The 17,921-nt window shown below is 58.5% G+C and carries 17 protein-coding genes; 2 read left to right on the top strand and 15 right to left on the bottom strand.

Features of this window, described 5'->3' with window-relative positions; genetic code table 11:
- Window positions 1-6 precede the first annotated feature (6 nt).
- The 15 genes from ppk1 to BLW01_RS05360 form a co-directional block, all read right to left on the bottom strand.
- Window positions 7-2,229, bottom strand: a complete 2,223-nt coding sequence (gene ppk1, locus BLW01_RS05430) for a polyphosphate kinase 1 (RefSeq protein ID WP_092568465.1) — start codon at window positions 2,227-2,229, stop codon at window positions 7-9.
- Window positions 2,230-2,268: 39 nt separating this feature from the next.
- Window positions 2,269-3,276, bottom strand: a complete 1,008-nt coding sequence (hemB, locus tag BLW01_RS05425) for a porphobilinogen synthase (RefSeq protein WP_092568464.1) — start codon at window positions 3,274-3,276, stop codon at window positions 2,269-2,271.
- 201 nt (window positions 3,277-3,477) lie between these two features.
- Window positions 3,478-4,257: a twin-arginine translocase subunit TatC gene (gene tatC / locus BLW01_RS05420; RefSeq protein ID WP_092568463.1), complete on the bottom strand. Its 780-nt coding sequence runs from the start codon at window positions 4,255-4,257 to the stop codon at window positions 3,478-3,480.
- The gene (tatB, locus tag BLW01_RS05415) at window positions 4,254-4,715 is read right to left on the bottom strand and encodes a Sec-independent protein translocase protein TatB (protein ID WP_092568462.1); all 462 of its coding nucleotides are present in this window, start codon (window positions 4,713-4,715) and stop codon (window positions 4,254-4,256) included. Before tatB ends, tatC begins: the two co-directional genes overlap by 4 nt.
- Before the next feature lie 6 nt (window positions 4,716-4,721).
- Entirely contained in the window at window positions 4,722-4,979 is a 258-nt protein-coding gene (gene tatA / locus BLW01_RS05410) for a Sec-independent protein translocase subunit TatA (protein WP_092568461.1), read from the bottom strand.
- A 33-nt stretch (window positions 4,980-5,012) separates the two neighbouring features.
- Entirely contained in the window at window positions 5,013-5,351 is a 339-nt protein-coding gene (locus BLW01_RS05405; RefSeq protein ID WP_092568460.1) for a phosphoribosyl-ATP diphosphatase, read from the bottom strand.
- Between the two features lie 49 nt (window positions 5,352-5,400).
- Entirely contained in the window at window positions 5,401-7,023 is a 1,623-nt protein-coding gene (gene ubiB, locus BLW01_RS05400; protein ID WP_092568459.1) for a ubiquinone biosynthesis regulatory protein kinase UbiB, read from the bottom strand.
- Entirely contained in the window at window positions 7,020-7,643 is a 624-nt protein-coding gene (locus tag BLW01_RS05395) for a ubiquinone biosynthesis accessory factor UbiJ (RefSeq protein ID WP_092568458.1), read from the bottom strand. Before BLW01_RS05395 ends, ubiB begins: the two co-directional genes overlap by 4 nt.
- Complete coding sequence (gene ubiE, locus BLW01_RS05390; RefSeq protein ID WP_092568457.1) at window positions 7,643-8,389, bottom strand: bifunctional demethylmenaquinone methyltransferase/2-methoxy-6-polyprenyl-1,4-benzoquinol methylase UbiE; 747 nt, start codon at window positions 8,387-8,389, stop codon at window positions 7,643-7,645. Before ubiE ends, BLW01_RS05395 begins: the two co-directional genes overlap by 1 nt.
- Before the next feature lie 80 nt (window positions 8,390-8,469).
- Window positions 8,470-8,853, bottom strand: coding sequence for a gamma-butyrobetaine hydroxylase family protein (locus tag BLW01_RS05385; protein ID WP_092568456.1), 384 nt, complete (start codon window positions 8,851-8,853; stop codon window positions 8,470-8,472).
- A 195-nt stretch (window positions 8,854-9,048) separates the two neighbouring features.
- Window positions 9,049-10,371: an ATP-dependent protease ATPase subunit HslU gene (gene hslU / locus BLW01_RS05380; protein WP_092568455.1), complete on the bottom strand. Its 1,323-nt coding sequence runs from the start codon at window positions 10,369-10,371 to the stop codon at window positions 9,049-9,051.
- A 3-nt stretch (window positions 10,372-10,374) separates the two neighbouring features.
- Window positions 10,375-10,893: an ATP-dependent protease subunit HslV gene (hslV, locus tag BLW01_RS05375; RefSeq protein WP_092568454.1), complete on the bottom strand. Its 519-nt coding sequence runs from the start codon at window positions 10,891-10,893 to the stop codon at window positions 10,375-10,377.
- A gap of 174 nt (window positions 10,894-11,067) precedes the next feature.
- Window positions 11,068-11,787, bottom strand: a complete 720-nt coding sequence (locus BLW01_RS05370) for an SPOR domain-containing protein (protein ID WP_092568453.1) — start codon at window positions 11,785-11,787, stop codon at window positions 11,068-11,070.
- 3 nt (window positions 11,788-11,790) lie between these two features.
- On the bottom strand, window positions 11,791-13,476 hold the full coding sequence (gene argS / locus BLW01_RS05365; RefSeq protein ID WP_092568452.1) for an arginine--tRNA ligase: 1,686 nt from the start codon (window positions 13,474-13,476) through the stop codon (window positions 11,791-11,793).
- A 211-nt stretch (window positions 13,477-13,687) separates the two neighbouring features.
- Window positions 13,688-16,060, bottom strand: coding sequence for a primosomal protein N' (locus BLW01_RS05360; protein WP_092568451.1), 2,373 nt, complete (start codon window positions 16,058-16,060; stop codon window positions 13,688-13,690).
- 20 nt (window positions 16,061-16,080) lie between these two features.
- Between BLW01_RS05360 and rpmE the strand changes: the two genes are divergently transcribed.
- Entirely contained in the window at window positions 16,081-16,296 is a 216-nt protein-coding gene (gene rpmE, locus BLW01_RS05355) for a 50S ribosomal protein L31 (RefSeq protein WP_092568450.1), read from the top strand.
- A 299-nt stretch (window positions 16,297-16,595) separates the two neighbouring features.
- The gene (locus BLW01_RS05350) at window positions 16,596-17,864 is read left to right on the top strand and encodes a malic enzyme-like NAD(P)-binding protein (protein WP_092568449.1); all 1,269 of its coding nucleotides are present in this window, start codon (window positions 16,596-16,598) and stop codon (window positions 17,862-17,864) included.
- The last annotated feature ends 57 nt before the right edge of the window (window positions 17,865-17,921 follow it).

The following is a 17,921-nucleotide window of genomic DNA, read 5'->3' as shown; positions in this document are numbered from 1 at the left end:
TGTCGCCTACGCCTTGCTGGCATAGGCGTAGAGCAAGGTTTCCTGGGCACTGATAGGCGCATGCTCGCCGGGCTCTTGTTTGATATAGCTACCGTCACTCTGCAGTAGCCAACTCTGGCAATTGTCGACCAGATAGGTCTCCAGATCCTTGCGCACCCGAGCGGCCAGCTTCTTGTTGTTCAATGGAAAGCCTGTCTCGACACGATGAAACATGTTGCGCTCCATGAAATCGGCACTCGAAGCCCATACCTCGGATTTACCGTCATTGTAAAAGTAGAAGACCCGTGTGTGCTCCAGAAACCGGCCGATGATCGAACGGACACGGATATTGTCCGAAATACCTGGCACCCCGGGACGCAGGCAGCACATTCCTCGAATGATCAGGTCGCACTCCACGCCTGCCTGAGATGCCCGGTAGAGAGCGCGAATCAGTTTGGGCTCGGTCAAGGAGTTGCACTTGATGATCAGATGAGCCCGCTGCCCTCTTTCGGCATGGCGTGCCTCGCGGTCGATCATTGCGACCAACTGCTCGTGAAGGGTGAAAGGGGCATGCAGCAGGCGTTCGATATGGCGCGCTTTGCCCATGCCGGATAGCTGCTGGAATACCTTGTGAACGTCTTCACAAAGTGTCTCATCGGCAGTCAGGAGGCTGTAATCAGTGTACAGCTTGGCTGTTTTCGAGTGGTAGTTTCCGGTTCCCAAATGGGCATAATAACGCAGTTCCCCATGCTCCCGCCTGACGATATGGAGCAGCTTGGCGTGTGTCTTGTACGCCATGACGCCATAGATGACGATGGCACCCGCTTCCTGAAGCCGTGACGCGAGTTGGAGGTTATCGGCTTCATCGAAACGAGCCCTCAACTCGATGACGACAGTCACTTCCTTGCCGTTACGTGCCGCATCGACCAGTGCGCTGACGATCGGGGAGTCGGCACCGGTTCGATACAACGTCTGCTTGATGGCCAGGACCGATGGGTCACGAGCGGCTTCGGCCAATAGGTCCTCGATGGGCGCGAACGACTGGAAGGGGTGATGGAGCAGGATGTCTCCGGCCGCAATGGTATCGAATAGGCTGTTCCCTTTGGTCAGTACCTTGGGGAGTCCTGGTGTGAAGGGGCGATATCGCAATTCCGGTCGGTTGACATCCGCCAGCACCGCCATCATCCGGGTCAGGTTGACCGGGCCGTTGACGCGATACAGGTCCTGCTCATCGAGTTCGAACTGTTTGAGCAGGAAGGCCGTCAGATTGTCGGGACAGTTGTCCGCCACTTCCAGTCGCACGCCGCTACCGTAACGTCGTGCCAGCAATTCGCCCCGCAAGGCCGATGCCAGATCGGACACGTCCTCGGGATCCACCGACAGGTCGGCGTTACGCGTCAGTCGAAACTGATAACAGCCGCGCACTTCCATGCCGGGAAACACGGACTCGGCGTGGGCATGGATCATCGATGACAGGAAGACGTATTCGCTGTAGCCATCATCACATAACGATTCGGGCAGAGCGATCAGTCGTGGTAGCGAACGCGGTGCGGGAAGAATGGCCAGGCCACCCTCGCGTCCAAAGGCGTCCTTGCCATCCAGTTCGACGATGAAATTGAGGCTTTTATTGACCAGCCTGGGGAAGGGATGAGATGGATCCAGCCCGATAGGGCTTATCACGGGCATGATCTCTTCATCAAAATAGTCACGTACCCATGCTGCCTGAGCCGGACTCCAGTCACTGCGACGACGAAAACGCAGGCCTTCCTCGTTAAGAGCCGGGATCAGAATGTCGTTGAGCACTCGGTACTGGCGTTCAACTTGTTCATGGACAATGCGTGATATCTCTGCCAGGACGCTGCGAGGCGCCATGCCATCGGCGCCACTGTCCTCGTGGCCCAAGGCGATTTGATGCTTCAACCCGGCGACTCGGATCTCGAAGAACTCATCGAGATTCGAGGAGAAGATCAGCAGGAACATTAACCGGTCGAGCAGTGGATGCGACGTGTCCAGAGCCTGCTCCAGTACCCGGATATTGAACTGCAGGTTGGTCAGTTCTCGATTGAAGTAGAGTGTCGGATCGTCGAGTTCGGTTTCCGGCGATGGTGACGATTTGGCATGGATGCCGGTACGCGTGCGGTTGATCCGCAGGGGGGGCGGCTCGCTTGAAACACTGCCATCACTAACCGAAGTGGAATGGGACGGCGTATTACGGTCAGTCTCATCGTTATGGCGGTGCGAATCTTCCATCATGGCTCCATGAGGTCGGGAAGGACGCACCTTCCCGTATCATTGCGTTAACAATCGTGCCGCACGTTTGGCAAAGTAGGTCAGAATGCCGTCGGCACCGGCGCGTTTGAAGCACAGCAGTGATTCGAGCATGACCGTATCGGCATCCAGCCACCCCTGCTCGAATGCTGCCATGTGCATGGCATATTCCCCACTGACCTGATAGGCGAAGGTGGGGACCTGCAATTCATTCTTGACGCGACTGACCACATCCAGATAAGGCATGCCTGGCTTGACCATGACCATGTCGGCCCCTTCTGCCAGGTCCAGGGCAACCTCATGCAGCGCTTCATCACTGTTGGCCGGATCCATCTGATAGGTACGCTTGTCGGCCTTGCCCAGGTTGGCAGCGGAACCGACAGCATCACGGAAAGGACCGTAGTAGTGCGAGGCATACTTGGCGCTATAGGCCATGATACGCGTGTTGTGCAGTCCTTCTTGCTCGAGCACACTGCGGACGGCGCCGATCCGCCCGTCCATCATGTCGGAGGGGGCCACGATATCGGCCCCGGCCTCGGCATGAGACAGCGCTTGTTTGATCAGTGTGTCCACAGTGCGATCATTGAGCACATAACCCTGTTCATCGAGAATCCCGTCCTGGCCATGGCTGGTGTAAGGGTCCAGGGCCACGTCGGTGACGATACCGAGTTCCGGCAAGGCCGCCTTGAGTTCCCTGACGCATCGTTGAATCAGTCCCTCGGCATGGTAGGCCTCTTCGGCCGACTCGGTCTTCACCCCGGGGTCCACTACCGGGAATAGCGCCAGGGCAGGAATACCCAGCGCCATGGCTTCACGGGCTTCATCAAGCAGAAGATCGACCGACAGCCTCTCGACACCAGGCATCGAGGGTACCGGTTCGCGTTGTCCGGAACCTTCCATCACGAAAACGGGCCAGATCAGATCATCCGGTGTCAGCGTGGTCTCGCGCATCATGCGGCGAGAGAAGTCCTGGGTTCGCATTCGGCGTAGCCGCGTCGCTGGATAGCGACGTGAGTTACTGAAGCTCAAAGTGTCTCTCCGGTCGAATCACGCCTTGACCGCCGCTTGCCACATCATGCTCGCTGGAGATGACGATTGTGTGACAGGCAGGTGTCGCGAGGCATTGATGAAAACGTCTTGATGTATTCCCGCAGTATACCAGTGCCCTACCAAGCCGACAGTGCCGACTTGTCGCACCGCGATCGAGGTTGATCGAACCCTGGAAGCGCGTCAGTCGTCCTGGCTGTCATCGTCGGCATCGGGGGAGGGCCGTCGGTGGACCAGACGTCCGAACAGGATGCCTACTTCGTAGAGCAGATACATGGGAATAGCGAGCAGGCTCTGGGAGATGATGTCCGGGGGAGTGAGCAGCATCCCGATGACGAAGCAGGCCAGCACGATATAGGGGCGCTTTTTCGATAGGCTTTCCACGCTCGTCACCCCGGAGAAGATCATCAGGAAGGTCGCGATGGGGATTTCGAAGGCGACGCCGAAAGCGAAGAAGAGCTTGAGGACGAAATTGAGATACTGGTTGATATCGGTCATGACCGCCACATTCTCCGGTCCCGTCTGGGTGAAGAATTCGAACAGCAGCGGAAAAACCACGTAGTAAGCGAACGCTGCCCCGCCATAGAAAAGCAGGACGCTCGATGCCAACAAGGGGATCGCGATGGATTTTTCGGTATCGTAAAGTCCCGGCGCAATGAATGACCACGCCTGGTGCAATACGTAAGGCACCGCGACGAAGACGGCCACCACCAGCGTCAGCTTGAAGGGTGCCAGAAAAGGAGAGGCGACTTCGGTGGCGATCATCTGGGAGCCTTCCGGAAGTAATGCCATCAACGGCTGAGCCACGAAGCTGTAGATGTCGTTGGAGAACGCATAGAGCGCCAGAAAGATGACGCCAATGGCGATCACCGAACGCATGAGTCGCGAACGCAACTCGATCAGATGCTCGATCAGCGGTGCCTGGGAACTGTCCGGATCCTTGGGGTCACGCGAGTCGGTCATGTTGACGAGTCGTCCTTGTCAGCAGGCGCAGGGGGCTCGGGTGAGTCCTCCTTTTCGGGCGAAGGCGAGGCGGCACGGCGTGACAGTGCCTGATCGAGACGTTCTCTGACCTTGCCTGGATTGTCCTGGTCGGCCTTTTCACGGGAGCCAGCGTCAGGGGGCGTGTCACTGTGCGTTCCCTTGTCGGCAGGCGTATCGGGCTCGGCGTAGCTCTCGACATCCCGCTTGACCTTTTTCAGGCTGTCATCGAGTTTTTTCTGCTGCTGGTCCAGTTTCTGGCGTAGTTCTTCGGCTTCCAGCTGTGCTGAAATCTCACGCTGCATGCCGGATACGGTCCGCTTGATCTTGCCGATCCACAACCCGAGCGTACGCGCTGCTTTGGGCAGCCGCTCCGGACCCAGTACCAGTAGACCCACCACACCCAGAAGCAGTAGCTCCAGGAAGCCTATATCGAACATGGCCGTTTATTTTCGCTCGTCCTGGTCCTCGACCTTATGCTCGGCCTTGACGTCGTAGGTCGTGCCCTGATCATCTTCGTGACTGACACGCTGTTGGGTATCGTTTTTTTCGTCGTCTTTTTCTTCTTCATGCATGGCCTTCTTGAAGCCCTTGACGGCTCCCCCCAGGTCACCTCCGACGTTACGCAACTTCTTGGTGCCAAAAATCAGGATGATGATTCCCAGCACGATCAGGAGTTGCCAGATACTGATACCACCTAACATAGTGTTTCTCCCAATGTCTGGCTTGAAGCCAGGTTAATCGGCCGAACGGGCGGCTTTTTCGTCTAAACCGGAGACACCAAAACGTCGCGCCAGTTCGTTCAGGACATCGTCGTGAGCAATGCCCAGATGTGAAAGCATCACTAAGCTATGAAACCACAGGTCGGCCGTTTCGGCGATCACGGCCTGACGATGCGTTTCAACGCCGGTTTGTGCATCCTTGGCTGCCAGGATGGTCTCGGTCGCCTCTTCGCCGATCTTTTCCAGTATCTTGTTCAACCCCTTGTGATGCAACGAGGCGACATAAGAGTGTGCAGGGTCGGCTGAGCGGCGTTGTTCGAGTATCTCTGTCAATTGTTCGAGTGTGTCACTCATCGAAATGCTTTCCTCATGCTCATGTCTGCATCGTATGGCAAGACAGGTTTCAGTGCCAGGCCAATAGTATGACGCCCAAGGCAGCAACAGCGAGTATCGGCCATGGTTGATTCAGGGCCCACTCCAGCAGAGGCTCCCAGGCCAGGGCGAGCGCGAGTAACAGAAGGCCGATACGCAGCCGACGCGCGCTGCGTGTGGTTCGTCGCATGTGTCGACTTACACTGTCCACGGCATTCGCCTGGCGGCGGCGCTGCTTATGATCGATATCGGCACGCATCAAGGCCTGATGTGCCAGCACAGGTAGCTCGGGGAGTTGGCGTGTAAGCTCCGGTGCCTGTCGTTTGAGAGAGCTCCAGAGTCCCTGCGGCCCGGCACGTTCACGCATCCAGCGTTCCAGGAAGGGTTTAGCGGTGCTCCACAGGTCGAGGTCGGGATAGAGCTGGCGCCCGAGCCCTTCGATATTGAGCAGAGTCTTCTGCAATAGCACCAGTTGCGGCTGGACTTCCATGTTAAAGCGCCTGGCCGTTTGAAAGAGTCCCAGCAGTACCTGCCCGAACGATATGTCCTTCAGCGGCTTTTCCAGTATTGGCTCACACACGGCGCGTATCGCTGCGGCAAATTCGTTGGCACGCGTATCTTCACCCACCCAGCCTGATTCGATATGCAATGCAGCGACCTCATAGTAGTCCTGATGGAAGAAGGCGAGCAGGTTGCGTGCCAGATAGTCCTGGTCCTCGCGGGTCAGGCTTCCGACGATACCGCAGTCGATAGCGATGTATTGCGGGTCATGATGCGCTCCCTGGGTGACAAATATATTGCCGGGATGCATGTCGGCGTGAAAGAAATTGTCGCGGAACACCTGGGTGAAAAAGATCTCCACCCCGCGTTCGGCAAGTTTGCGAAGATCGGTTCCCTGGGTCCTGAGTGCCTCCATGTCGGCGACCGGCACGCCGTATATCCGCTCCTGTACCATGACGCGACGACGAGACAGTTGCCAATGGATGGCAGGCACATACAGTAGCGGGGAGTTCTTGAAGTTACGTTTGAGTTGGGAGGTGTTGGCGGCTTCCTTGTGGAGGTCAAGTTCGTCGAAGAGGGTCGCCTCGTAGTCGGACACGACTTCTATTGGCCTTAGTCGTCGCGCTTCCGGTATCCATTTGAGTAAATGCGCCACGCGATACATCAGGGCGATATCCTGCCGCATCACTCGCTCGATACCTGGCCGGATGATCTTGACGACGACCTCCTCTCCATCGTGTAGACGAGCCGCATGAACCTGGGCGACCGAGGCTGAGGCAAGCGGATGACGATCAAAGGCAACAAATGCTTCGGCCAACGGTATTTCCAGCTCTTGCTCGACGAGCCTCACCGCTTCGTCCCCGGAGAAGGGAGGAACCTGGTCCTGCAGCCGTCTGAGTTCATCGGCGATATCCGGTGGCAACAAATCACGACGTGTGGAGAGCATCTGTCCAAACTTGATGAACACGGGGCCCAGAGCTTCCAGCGCCAGACGCAGTCGCTCACCATGTGGACGCTGGCCGACGGGTATCAGGCGCAGGGGGGAGAGACGGAAAGCCAGTCTTGGCAGCCATGGAAGGCGGTCCAGGGGAATCAGTGTGTCCAGGCGAAAGCGCGTGATGACCCAAAGTATGCGCAGCAATCGAAAGGTCATGCTACCCTCCGCCGCTGGTCCATGCGTCGCTGGAGACGGGCAATACGGGCATCGAGTCGATCCAGGGTCGTGTCGAGTTCAGTGAGATGATCGCGTACCACCTCCGCCTGAGCACGGCCGGGCAGTAAACGCGCTTCTTCGAAGACATAGTCACGCAAGTCCGCGCTCAACTCGCGACGAATGCGATGCTCGAACCGCATGACATAGCGAAGGCTTTCGGCAAGGCCATGAGCGGGAGTATCGCCGAGCCAGGTTGCCAATGCGCCTTCCCAGTCGAGATCCATATCCAGGAATAAATCCCGGATCGCCTCGAGCCGCATGACACTTCCACGAACCCTCATGTGTCCATTGAACATTAGCTGTTCGATAGAGTGCCCAGTCAATAGCTCGCGCATTGTCCGTTCGTCGAGCTCGACGTCGATATCGCCCGAGCGATCATTCGCCGGCAGGCCGTGCATCAAGGCCACGCCGTCAGCAGAAAATGACAGGGTCAAGTCGTAGCGGGGCCGGGTGACGCGAAGTCGCAGCCGCGTTCCCGCCAGCCGCGACAGCCTTGTGGAGGCTGCCGGATCTCTGGCCAGCACGACGTTGAGACACCGTTCCAGAGCGGAGATCCACATTACAGTTTGATGCCACGATGCAGGGCGACGATGCCGCCGGTCAGGTTGGTATAGTCGACGCGCTCCAAGCCCGCGGATTCCATCATCGACTTGAGGGTCTCCTGGTCGGGATGCATGCGGATCGACTCGGCCAGATAACGATAGCTGTCGGCATCGCCCGCCACCCACTCCCCTATACGAGGCAGAACCTTGAAAGAGTACTCGTCATAGACGCGTGACAGTATCTGATGGAGCGGTTTGGAGAACTCCAGAATCAATAGCCGGCCCCCCGGCCTTAAAACACGGGCCATGGAGCGAAGGGCGGCGTCCTTGTCCGTCACGTTGCGCAAGCCAAAGGCGATGGTAATGCAATGGAAATGATTATCGGGGAAAGGCAGGCATTCGGCGTTGGCCTGAACGTATTCCACGTTGCCCCCCACTCCCTGATCAAGGAGCTTTTCACGACCGACACGCAGCATGGACTCGTTGATGTCCGCCAAGACCACGCGTCCTTCGGTACCGACTCGCTGTGCAAACGGAAGTGCAAGATCGCCTGTGCCTCCGGCAATATCCAGGACCTGGTGTCCTTTGCGCACGGCAGCACGTTCTATGGTCAGGCGCTTCCAGTACCGGTGGATGCCCAGCGACATCAAGTCATTCATGACGTCATAACGGGCGGCAACCGAGTGAAAGACGTCAGCAACCCGTGAGGCCTTCTCCTCGAACGGCACTTCCTGGTAGCCGAAGTGTGTCGTGCGTTTTTCCATCAGGGATCCCTGGTCAGACTGCGAGTGGAGATATTGTAGCGTCCCGATGCCGCACTTGTCTTTGTGAGGGGGTGTGGAGCTTACAACTCCTTGAACTGAATCGTCTTGGGTTGCCGAGACTCACCGGCCTCTTCCAGTCGTCGCAGGTAATCGGCCCAGTTGGCCTCCTGGTTGACCGCCAATGAATAAAGGTAGTCCCAGCTGTACAGGCCGCTGTCGTGGCCATCGTCGAAGTGAAGCTTGAGCGCATAGCGGCCGGCTTGGGTAATGTTCTGCAACCCCACATCCTTTTTGCCGACCTGGAGTACGGCGGTATCGCCACCATGTCCACGAACCTCGGCTGACGGTGAATACACCCGCAGGTATTCGACGGACAAGCGATAGCTTTCACCATTCTGGTAAGCCAGTTCCAGTTCGCGGGATTTCTGATGGTAGTGCACGCGAGTGGGAATGGGAGCTGACATAAGACACCTTCGGTAAACGGTGAGTCTGGAGCGATCAGTCATCCATGAGCCAGGAACTGGGGGCTAGTGAACCGTCGCAATTGTTCGTCTGCCCACCCTGTGTCCGGGTCTGGGGCCAGGGCAGTGGGGGTAAGGGGTCGTTCACTGACACCTTACCCTCCACTCTTGCTTACAGCTGCTGGTTCACGGCTGTAGTTAAAGAATGTACCGCGACAGATCTTCGTCGACGGCCAGTTCCCCCAGTTGCTGATTGACGTACGTGGCATCGATGGTCAATGGGCTGCCCAGGTCTCCCCCCTTGAAGGACGCTTCATCCAGTAAGCGTTCCATGACGGTATGCAGCCGGCGGGCACCGATGTTTTCGGTCCCTTCGTTGACCTGCCAGGAGATTTCTGCGATTCGCTGGATCCCGTCCTCGGTGAACACGACGTCCAGCCCATCGGTTGCCAGGAGTGCCTGGTACTGCTTGGTCAAGGCTGCAGACGGCTCTGTGAGGATGCGCTGAAAATCATCCGGCGTTAATGCCTCGAGCTCGACCCGGATCGGCAAACGGCCCTGCAACTCGGGAATCAGATCCGAAGGCTTGGAGAGGTGAAAGGCACCCGAGGCAATGAACAAGATGTGATCGGTACGCACCATGCCGTGCTTTGTCGATACCGTGGAGCCTTCGATCAGGGGCAGAAGGTCGCGTTGCACACCTTCACGGGAGACATCGCCGCCACTCGACTGGCCGCTGCCTTTGGCGACCTTGTCGAGCTCGTCGAGGAAGACGATGCCGTGTTGCTCCACCGCATCGATGGCACGACGTTTGATCTCCTCTTCGTTGACCAGCTTGGCAGCCTCTTCATCACGCAACAGTTGCCAGGCATCCTTGACGGTCACCCGTTTGGTTTCGGTCTTTTGCTTGCCCATGTTGGCAAACAGACTCTGGAGTTGATTGGTCATGTCCTCCATGCCCGGCGGTGTCATGATATCGATGCCGCCGGATTGGGGGGTGACCTCGATGTCGATTTCCTTGTCGTCGAGTTGTCCTTCACGCAACTTCTTGCGGAATGTCTGGCGAGTCGCGTTCTCGGTACGAGGTTGATCCTCCTGCCCGCGTGGCGGTGGGAGCAACGCATCGAGGATCCGGTCCTCGGCGGCGTCATCGGCTTTGTGACGGACCTCCTCCTTGGCCTGCTCACGTACCATCTTGATCGCGGCTTCGGTCAAATCGCGCACGATCGATTCGACGTCCCGACCGACATAGCCGACTTCGGTGAATTTGGTGGCTTCCACCTTGATGAAGGGGGCACGTGCCAGCTTGGCAAGACGACGAGCGATTTCGGTTTTGCCCACTCCTGTGGGACCGATCATCAAGATGTTCTTGGGCGTCACTTCCGGGCGCAGGTCGTCGTCCAGTTGCATTCGACGCCAGCGATTTCGCAGTGCGATGGCGACGGCGCGCTTGGCCTCTTGTTGACCGATGATGAATTGGTCGAGCGCGTGGACGATCTCGCGGGGGGTCATCTGGGTCATGATTCAAAGCTCTTCCAAGGTAATCTGGTGATTGGTATAGACGCAGATATCGCCGGCGATCTCCAGAGATTTTTCGGTGATGTCGCGGGCCGACAGATCGGTGTTTTCAAGCAATGCCCTGGCGGCGGACAGAGCAAAGTTGCCACCCGATCCGATAGCGATGATGCCCCGCTCGGGTTCGACCACGTCGCCGTTACCGGTGATGATCAGTGAGGCATGCTTGTCGGCAACCGCCAGCATGGCCTCGAGTCTGCGCAGTGCACGATCGGTGCGCCAATCCTTGGCCAGCTCCACGGCGGATTTGACCAGGTGGCCCTGATGTTTCTCCAACTGGGCTTCGAAGCGTTCGAACAGTGTGAAAGCATCGGCTGTTCCGCCGGCAAAGCCGGCCAGCACCTGGCTTCGATAAAGGCGTCGTACCTTACTGGCATTGCCCTTGAGTACGGTATCGCCCAGTGATACCTGGCCGTCGCCGGCCAAAGCAACCCGTTCACCGCGGCGTACGGAAACGATGGTGGTCATTGAGAGGCTCCGTCGCGAGGGGAGGTATGAGCCAGCCCCGATATGGTTGGGCACCCGGTGCCGTCGTCAGGCAGGGCGCCATTGGAAACGTTATCCGTGACGTGTGGGCAGGGTCGGGTAAAATCAAGCGTCTCTGGTTAGATTATCCCACATGAGACCGCTACCGCGGCCAACTCAATTGCGTACTTGAATCATCAAGGGTTCAATGCCCTGTGCCATCATGAGGTCCTGGGCGCGATTGAGTTCCTTGTCGTTCTGATAGGGACCGACCTGGACACGGTAGACGGTATTACCATCATTGGTCTGCACTTCATTGACACTCGTTGTCAGCCCGACATCCCGCAAACGCCCGGCCATCCCGTCGGCATCGCTTGACTGGCGAAATGAAGCGGCCTGGAGCATGTAGCGCTGATTCGTATCGCCATCGTCGCCGCTACCGTCATCAGCATCGGCGATACGGGCGAGCTCTGCGGCTATCGGATCCGATGCATCTTCATCACCACTGTCCTCGGTGCTTCCGGTATCCGTTGTCGCGTCGGCCGTTGCCGTTGCGGTATCGACCACGTTTTCCATTCCGGGCGCAACGACCTCGGATTCCGGGAGCAGCGTGTAGAACTCGAAAGTCGGCATTTCGCCCGACTCGCCCCCGTTGGTCTCTGTGTCGGAGCCACCCGACTCACCGGGTGTGGCGGTGCGCTCCGGCGAGGGCGTCTTGGGCAGTACGGTGGCCAACGGCTCGGGAGCCGAGTCCTGCATGTACTGGGCCAGGAAAAAGCCGGCCACCAGCCCACCGACCCCCCAGAGCCAGCCAGGCAGGCCGGAATGTGTGGGCTTTTTCGCTGACCGCTTGCGCGTGGTAGCACCACGCCTGGAACCCCCTTTGCGAGCCGCCATCGATCACATCTCCTCTGGAGCACTGACACCCAGCAAGTCGAGCCCGTTTCGGATTACCTGGCGTGTGGCCAGCCCCAGTGCCAGGCGAGCATTACGGAGAGAGGGATCCTCGACCATGACCTTGACGGCGTTGTAGCAGGTGTGGAAATCGCTTGCCAGTTCCTGGAGGTATTGAGCGACATGCTGTGGTTCATGGCTTCGTGCAGCGTGGGCGACGACCTCGGGGTAACGGGACAGGCGATTCATCAGTGCCTTCTCCTGGTCGGTCGTCAACTGTGACAGATGATCCATGGCAAGGTCATGATCGAACCTCTGCCCCTCGTTTTCCGCTTTACGCAGAACGCTGCAGACGCGGGCATGCGCATACTGGATGTAGTAGACCGGATTGTCGTTCGATTGCGAGCGAGCCAGGTCGATATCGAATGTCAATTGCGAATCGGCACGTCGCGCCGCCAGGAAATAGCGTGTGGCATCACGGCCGACTTCATCGATCAGGTCACGTAACGTGACATAACTGCCCGCTCGTTTGGACAGCTTGACCTCGACGCCTGATCGGGTCACCAATACCATCTGGTGGAGCACGTAGTCCGGCCAGCCGTCAGGAATCCCGGTTTCCAGCGCTTGTAAGCCGGCGCGAACACGGGTCACGGTGGAGTGGTGGTCGGCACCTTGCTCATTGATGACTTGTTTGAAACCGCGCTGCCACTTGTCGAGGTGATAGGCAACATCGGGGAGAAAGTAGGTGTATTCGCCATCCGACTTGCGCATCACCCGATCCTTGTCATCCCCGAAGTCGGTGGTGCGCAGCCACAGGGCACCGTCCGCTTCGTAGGTGTGACCGCCGTCGATCAGGCGTTTGGCAGTCGCCTCCACGTTGCCATCCTCGTAGAGAGAGGATTCGAGGAAGTACACATCGAATTCGACACCAAAGGCTTTCAGATCAAGGTCTTGTTCACGACGTAGGTAGGCGACCGCAAAGTCGCGAATGGCATCGATATCGTCGGGGTCCGTCTTTCCGGTCACGTGGCGGTCATCGGCATGGACCGTCTCGCCTGCCAGATAGCTCTTCGCGACATCGATGATGTAGTCACCCCGATAGCCGTCTTCCGGCCAGTCGTCGTCCTCGGGGTCCAGCCCTTTGGCCCGAGCCTGAACTGACCTTGCCAGGTTGGTTATCTGGGCACCGGCATCGTTGTAGTAGAACTCTCGGGTTACATCATGACCGGTTGCTTCCAGTAGTCGGCAGATGCTGTCGCCAATGGCGGCGCCACGACCGTGGCCGACATGCAAAGGGCCGGTAGGGTTGGCGGACACGAATTCCACCTGCACTTTCTCGCCGGCGCCGGTCAGGTTGCGCCCGAAGCTGTCGCCGGCATCGAGTATCCGGGCAACGATCTGTGCCATGGCATCGGTCGCTGCAAAGAAATTGATGAATCCCGGGCCGGCAATCTCCGTCTGTCGGATGGCCGCACTCTCGGGCAGGGCTGCGACCAATGCATTGGCCAGATCCCGCGGGTTCTTGCCTGCCGGCTTGGCCAGCATCATGGCCAGGTTGGTGGCATAGTCGCCGTGAGCCTTGTCCCTGGTGGCCTCGACTTTGATGGTCGGGTCGATGTCATCGGGGACTTCGCCCTGCTGTTTGAGCGTGTTGAGCGCATCCCCGAGCAGCGCAGTAATCGTCTCTTTCATGGAATCCGAGTGTCCTGTGGCTCTGGCGTAACGTCGTCGTCGACAGTGATGATCTCGTACAGAAGACGTGAAACCGTCGGTATCGTCAGTGGGTGACCGCCTATTATCGACAAATGGGCTGTGGCTTTAAACCCTGGCCGGCTTCGTCGGGGGCTCATGAACAGTATGCGTGAGATGGCGACTCTTCGAACTCACCGCTTGTGTTTCTTTTTTAGCTCAACGTTTGTGGGTCGATATCCAGTGACCACCGGACACGCCGGGCCTGGGATGACCTGTCCAGCCAGTCAATGAGCCAGGCGCTGGCTTCGTGGAGCTTGCTCCGATGGGTGCTGGAAAGCATCAACTGTACATGATAACGCCCTTGTCGGCGCTCCATGGGCGCGGGCACCGGACCCAGGCATTGGGTGTGGGCCTGATCGGTCAGTCTGGCTTTCACCGCCTGGGCAGCGGTGTCCGCCAATGCCATGACATCCCCTTCGCGGGGGCTTTCGAAGCGCGCCAGGGCAAGGTATCGATAGGGCGGGAGCGCCGCAACGCGACGCTCCTCCAGGAGCGAATCGGCCAGCGCTTCATAGCCCTTTTCGGCCAGTAGTGAGAGATGTGGGTCATCGCTGTGCAACGTTTGGACGAGTACCCGACCGGGGTGGTGGGCCCGGCCCGCGCGCCCGGCGACCTGTTCGAGCAGTTGGGCGCTGTGTTCCAGCGCGCGAAAGTCGCTGGCATAAAGTCCGGCATCGGCGTTGACCACAACGACCAGGGTAACGTGCGGTAGGTGGTGGCCCTTTGCCAGCATCTGCGTCCCGACCAAGAGACAGGGAGTGCCGCGCCGGACCTCGTTGAGCGTGTGCTCCAGTGCATCCTTACGCCGCGTACTGTCACGGTCGATTCGGTGGACCGGCGTGTCGGGAAACAAGTCGGCCAGTGTTTCCTCGGCCCGTTCGGTGCCCGCCCCCAAGGGACGCAGGTCGGCGCTGCCACAGTCAGGGCAGGCATCGGGGAGCGAGTGACGGGCTTCACAGTGATGACAGGCAAGCAGAGGCGGCTGACGGTGCAGTGTAAGCCGCGCATCACAGTGACTGCATTCGGCCATCCAGCCACAAGACTGGCAGGCCAGCGTGGGAGCGAATCCACGCCTGTTGATGAACACCAGGACCTGATGGCCGGCACGCAGTGTCGCTTCGATGGTATCGATCACACCGGGAATCAGTCCTCCTCGATTCGTACGTCCGCGCATGTCGACCAACTCAAGGCGCGCCGGCGCGTGGCGGCTGGCACGTTGTGTCAGTCGAAGGTGTCGGTAATGTCCGCTACGCGCATTGGCAAGGCTTTCCAGGGAGGGGGTGGCACTTCCCAGAACGATCGGGATGCCATGATGTCGTGCTCTGACCAAGGCCAGGTCGCGAGCATGATAGCGAAGGCCGTCTTGCTGTTTGAGAGAGGTGTCGTGTTCTTCGTCGACGATGATGGCTCCCGGCCGGGCCAGGGGAGTGAAAACCGCCGAGCGCGTACCGATGACGACTGGAGCACGACCGCTCATGGCGGCGAACCAGGCATCGAGACGTTCGGTGTCCGTCAGTCCGGAGTGCATCGCAACCACAGGCACCTGGAAACGTCGTCGAAAACGGGTCAGCGTCTGAGGTGTCAAGCCGATTTCGGGGACCAGAATCAGCGCCTGCCGATCGCGTTTGATCACGGCCTCGATCAGTTGCAAGTAGATTTCCGTCTTGCCGCTACCGGTCACTCCATGCAGCAAGCAGGGATGAAAGCTGTCCAGACCCTCGTGCAGGATAGCGCGTGCCGCAGCTTGTTCCTGGTTGAGTGTCAAGGCCGGCTCCGCCAGGATATGTTGAGGGCGCGGGGCCTCGATGACCGGCTCGGCGTGCGCATAAGCCAAGCACTTGTCGCGCAATCCCTCCAGCTGCTCCCGGGTGAATCCTTGTGCGGTAATAGCCGAATGGACCAGGCCTCGGGGGTGCTGATGCAGCAATTCGAGCAGCGCACCCTGGCGTTTGGCACGCCCCAGATCGGCGGCACGCACGCCTTTGCCTTTGTCGGTAAGATGCCAGCGTTCCTGCGTGCGGGCAGCCAGTGGCCGTCCCTGCCGAAGCCGTGCCGGAAGACTCTGGTGGAGGGTGTCTCCCAGCGCATGCTGATAGTAGCGCGACGCAAAGCGCCCCAACCATAACCAGTCGGCCGGTAGTGGCGCATCATCGATCCAGGCCAGTATGGGTTTGAGGTCACTAGCGGGCAGTTCGCTGTACTGCCGACATTCGATGATGATACCGACCAACTCACGACGACCAAAGGACACCCATACCCGCTGTCCGGGACGCCATCCGGTCGGTGGCCCATCCTGGTTAGGCCGGTAGTCGAACAAGCGACGTACCGGAGTAGGTAGTGCAACACCTAGCACGGTGGGGACGTGGATATCCGTGTTTGTCAATTGGCCTCCGGGAATGGCTCTGCTAGAATATGCGCCCTCTATGGCGTTTCCCGCCTGAGATAACCGGTCCGCGGCGCTGCATATGGCAACCGCGGTTGATAACCTGTATGCGGTGCCTGGCTCGTGATCAGGTGGCGGCATACCGCTCAAGAGGCATGACGATGAAACAAGCTATCCATCCCGAATACAAGCGTGTGACCGCAACATGTTCTTGCGGCGCAACCTTCGATGTCGGCTCCACCGCGGATCAGGATCTCTACCTGGACGTGTGCTCCCAGTGCCATCCGTTTTATACCGGCAAGCAGAAACAGGCAACGACCGGCGGTCGTGTCGAGCGTTTCAACAAGCGCTTTGGAGCCGCGATTCGTCGCAACTGAGCCAAAACTTGGCTAACGCACCGCGCCTTCTACCGAAGGCGTTGCGCCACGAGGCCCGCTTCTCGAGAGGAGCGGGCCTCGTGTTTCTGAGCGTGACAACCATACGGGCCAACGGCGCATATCGAATAAGCTCTATCTTATGGTTTTCGAAGCGCCTATAAGGTTTGATATATAATTGGAAATGTTTTTCATGATTTTCAGCAAACTCCAATAAAGACAATGACTTGAGGCAAGTTGTCGCCGGAACGGTTTTTCTATATTCTGGCGCGACATCCTCACGACATGATCGGACGACACGCATGACTGACGCCAAGAAGCAAGCGGCTCTGGATTACCACTCTCAGCCGATTCCCGGAAAGCTCTCCGTTGAACTGACCAAGCCGACCGATTCTGCAAAACACTTGGCCCTGGCTTATAGCCCCGGTGTGGCCGAACCGTGCCGCGAAATCGCCAAGGACCCGGAAAATGCCTACCTTTATACCGGTAAGGGGAATCTCGTTGCAGTGGTTTCCGATGGTAGTGCGATTCTCGGCCTGGGAAACCTGGGGCCGCTGGCCAGCAAGCCGGTCATGGAAGGCAAGGGCGTATTGTTCAAGAAATTTGCCGGCATCAACTCCGTTGATATCGAGGTCGATGCCGAGAGCCCGCAAGCCTTCGTCGATACCGTGGCGCGCATTGCCGATACCTGGGGTGGGATCAACCTGGAAGACATCAAGGCGCCTGAGTGTTTCGAGATCGAGCGATCCTTGATCGAGCGCTGTAACATTCCGGTCTTTCATGACGATCAACATGGTACGGCCATCGTGACGGCAGCCGGTCTTCTGAACGCATTGGACATTGCCGGCAAGGCGCTCCAGGATGCCAGAATCGTGTGTCTGGGGGCCGGTGCAGCTGCCGTGGCATGCATGAAGCTGCTGGTTTCCTGCGGTGCCAAGGCGGAACATATCGACATGCTCGATCGCAAGGGAGTCATCCATGGCGGTCGCGAGGACCTCAACCAGTACAAAGCCATGTTTGCTACCGATACCGATCGTCGTACCCTTGATGACGCGATCGACGGTGCGGATGTCTTTGTCGGTTTGTCGGGCCCCAACCTCCTGTCACCTGAACAGCTTCAGAGCATGGCGTCCAATCCCATCGTGTTCGCGTGCTCCAACCCGGATCCCGAGATACATCCGGACGTGGCCAATGCCACCCGCGATGATGTGATCATGGCAACGGGTCGTTCCGATTATCCCAACCAGGTTAACAATGTATTGGGCTTTCCTTTCATCTTTCGGGGAGCGCTCGATGTTCGCGCTACTCGCATCAATGAAGAAATGAAAGTGGCCGCTGTACATGCATTGAAGGACCTGGCGCGTGAAGAAGTGCCGCAAGTGGTGCTTGATGGCTATGAGATTGAGTCTCTCTCCTATGGCCGCGGATACATTATCCCGACGCCATTGGACCCCCGCCTGTTGGGGTGGGTTGCCTCTGCAGTCGCACAGGCGGCAGTGGATTCCGGTGTGGCGCGCAAGCCGTATCCGTCGAACTATCCGTTGCAGAGTGTTGACGACATCTACGGTTGATGGCCCTGCATGCCATGACGAGCACAGGAAAACGCCGGCCTTGGCCGGCGTTTTCTC

Origin of the sequence: Aidingimonas halophila, assembly GCF_900106955.1 — a bacterium.
GTDB classification, from domain to species: domain Bacteria; phylum Pseudomonadota; class Gammaproteobacteria; order Pseudomonadales; family Halomonadaceae; genus Aidingimonas; species Aidingimonas halophila.
This window is presented reverse-complemented; position numbering and strand designations above follow the sequence as displayed.

Bases quoted from the DNA above. Each gene is read 5' to 3' on its own strand.
- tatC (WP_092568463.1), bottom strand. From the start codon at position 4,257: ATGACCGACTCGCGTGACCCCAAGGATCCGGACAGTTCCCAGGCACCG.
- hslU (WP_092568455.1), bottom strand. From the start codon at position 10,371: ATGACCCAGATGACCCCCCGCGAGATCGTCCACGCGCTCGACCAATTC.
- ppk1 (WP_092568465.1), bottom strand. From the start codon at position 2,229: ATGGAAGATTCGCACCGCCATAACGATGAGACTGACCGTAATACGCCG.
- rpmE (WP_092568450.1), top strand. From the start codon at position 16,081: ATGAAACAAGCTATCCATCCCGAATACAAGCGTGTGACCGCAACATGT.
- tatA (WP_092568461.1), bottom strand. From the start codon at position 4,979: ATGTTAGGTGGTATCAGTATCTGGCAACTCCTGATCGTGCTGGGAATC.
- BLW01_RS05395 (WP_092568458.1), bottom strand. From the start codon at position 7,643: ATGTGGATCTCCGCTCTGGAACGGTGTCTCAACGTCGTGCTGGCCAGA.
- BLW01_RS05385 (WP_092568456.1), bottom strand. From the start codon at position 8,853: ATGTCAGCTCCCATTCCCACTCGCGTGCACTACCATCAGAAATCCCGC.
- ubiE (WP_092568457.1), bottom strand. From the start codon at position 8,389: ATGGAAAAACGCACGACACACTTCGGCTACCAGGAAGTGCCGTTCGAG.
- ubiB (WP_092568459.1), bottom strand. From the start codon at position 7,023: ATGACCTTTCGATTGCTGCGCATACTTTGGGTCATCACGCGCTTTCGC.
- BLW01_RS05360 (WP_092568451.1), bottom strand. From the start codon at position 16,060: ATGCCGCCACCTGATCACGAGCCAGGCACCGCATACAGGTTATCAACC.
- hslV (WP_092568454.1), bottom strand. From the start codon at position 10,893: ATGACCACCATCGTTTCCGTACGCCGCGGTGAACGGGTTGCTTTGGCC.
- tatB (WP_092568462.1), bottom strand. From the start codon at position 4,715: ATGTTCGATATAGGCTTCCTGGAGCTACTGCTTCTGGGTGTGGTGGGT.
- BLW01_RS05370 (WP_092568453.1), bottom strand. From the start codon at position 11,787: ATGGCGGCTCGCAAAGGGGGTTCCAGGCGTGGTGCTACCACGCGCAAG.
- BLW01_RS05350 (WP_092568449.1), top strand. From the start codon at position 16,596: ATGACTGACGCCAAGAAGCAAGCGGCTCTGGATTACCACTCTCAGCCG.
- argS (WP_092568452.1), bottom strand. From the start codon at position 13,476: ATGAAAGAGACGATTACTGCGCTGCTCGGGGATGCGCTCAACACGCTC.
- BLW01_RS05405 (WP_092568460.1), bottom strand. From the start codon at position 5,351: ATGAGTGACACACTCGAACAATTGACAGAGATACTCGAACAACGCCGC.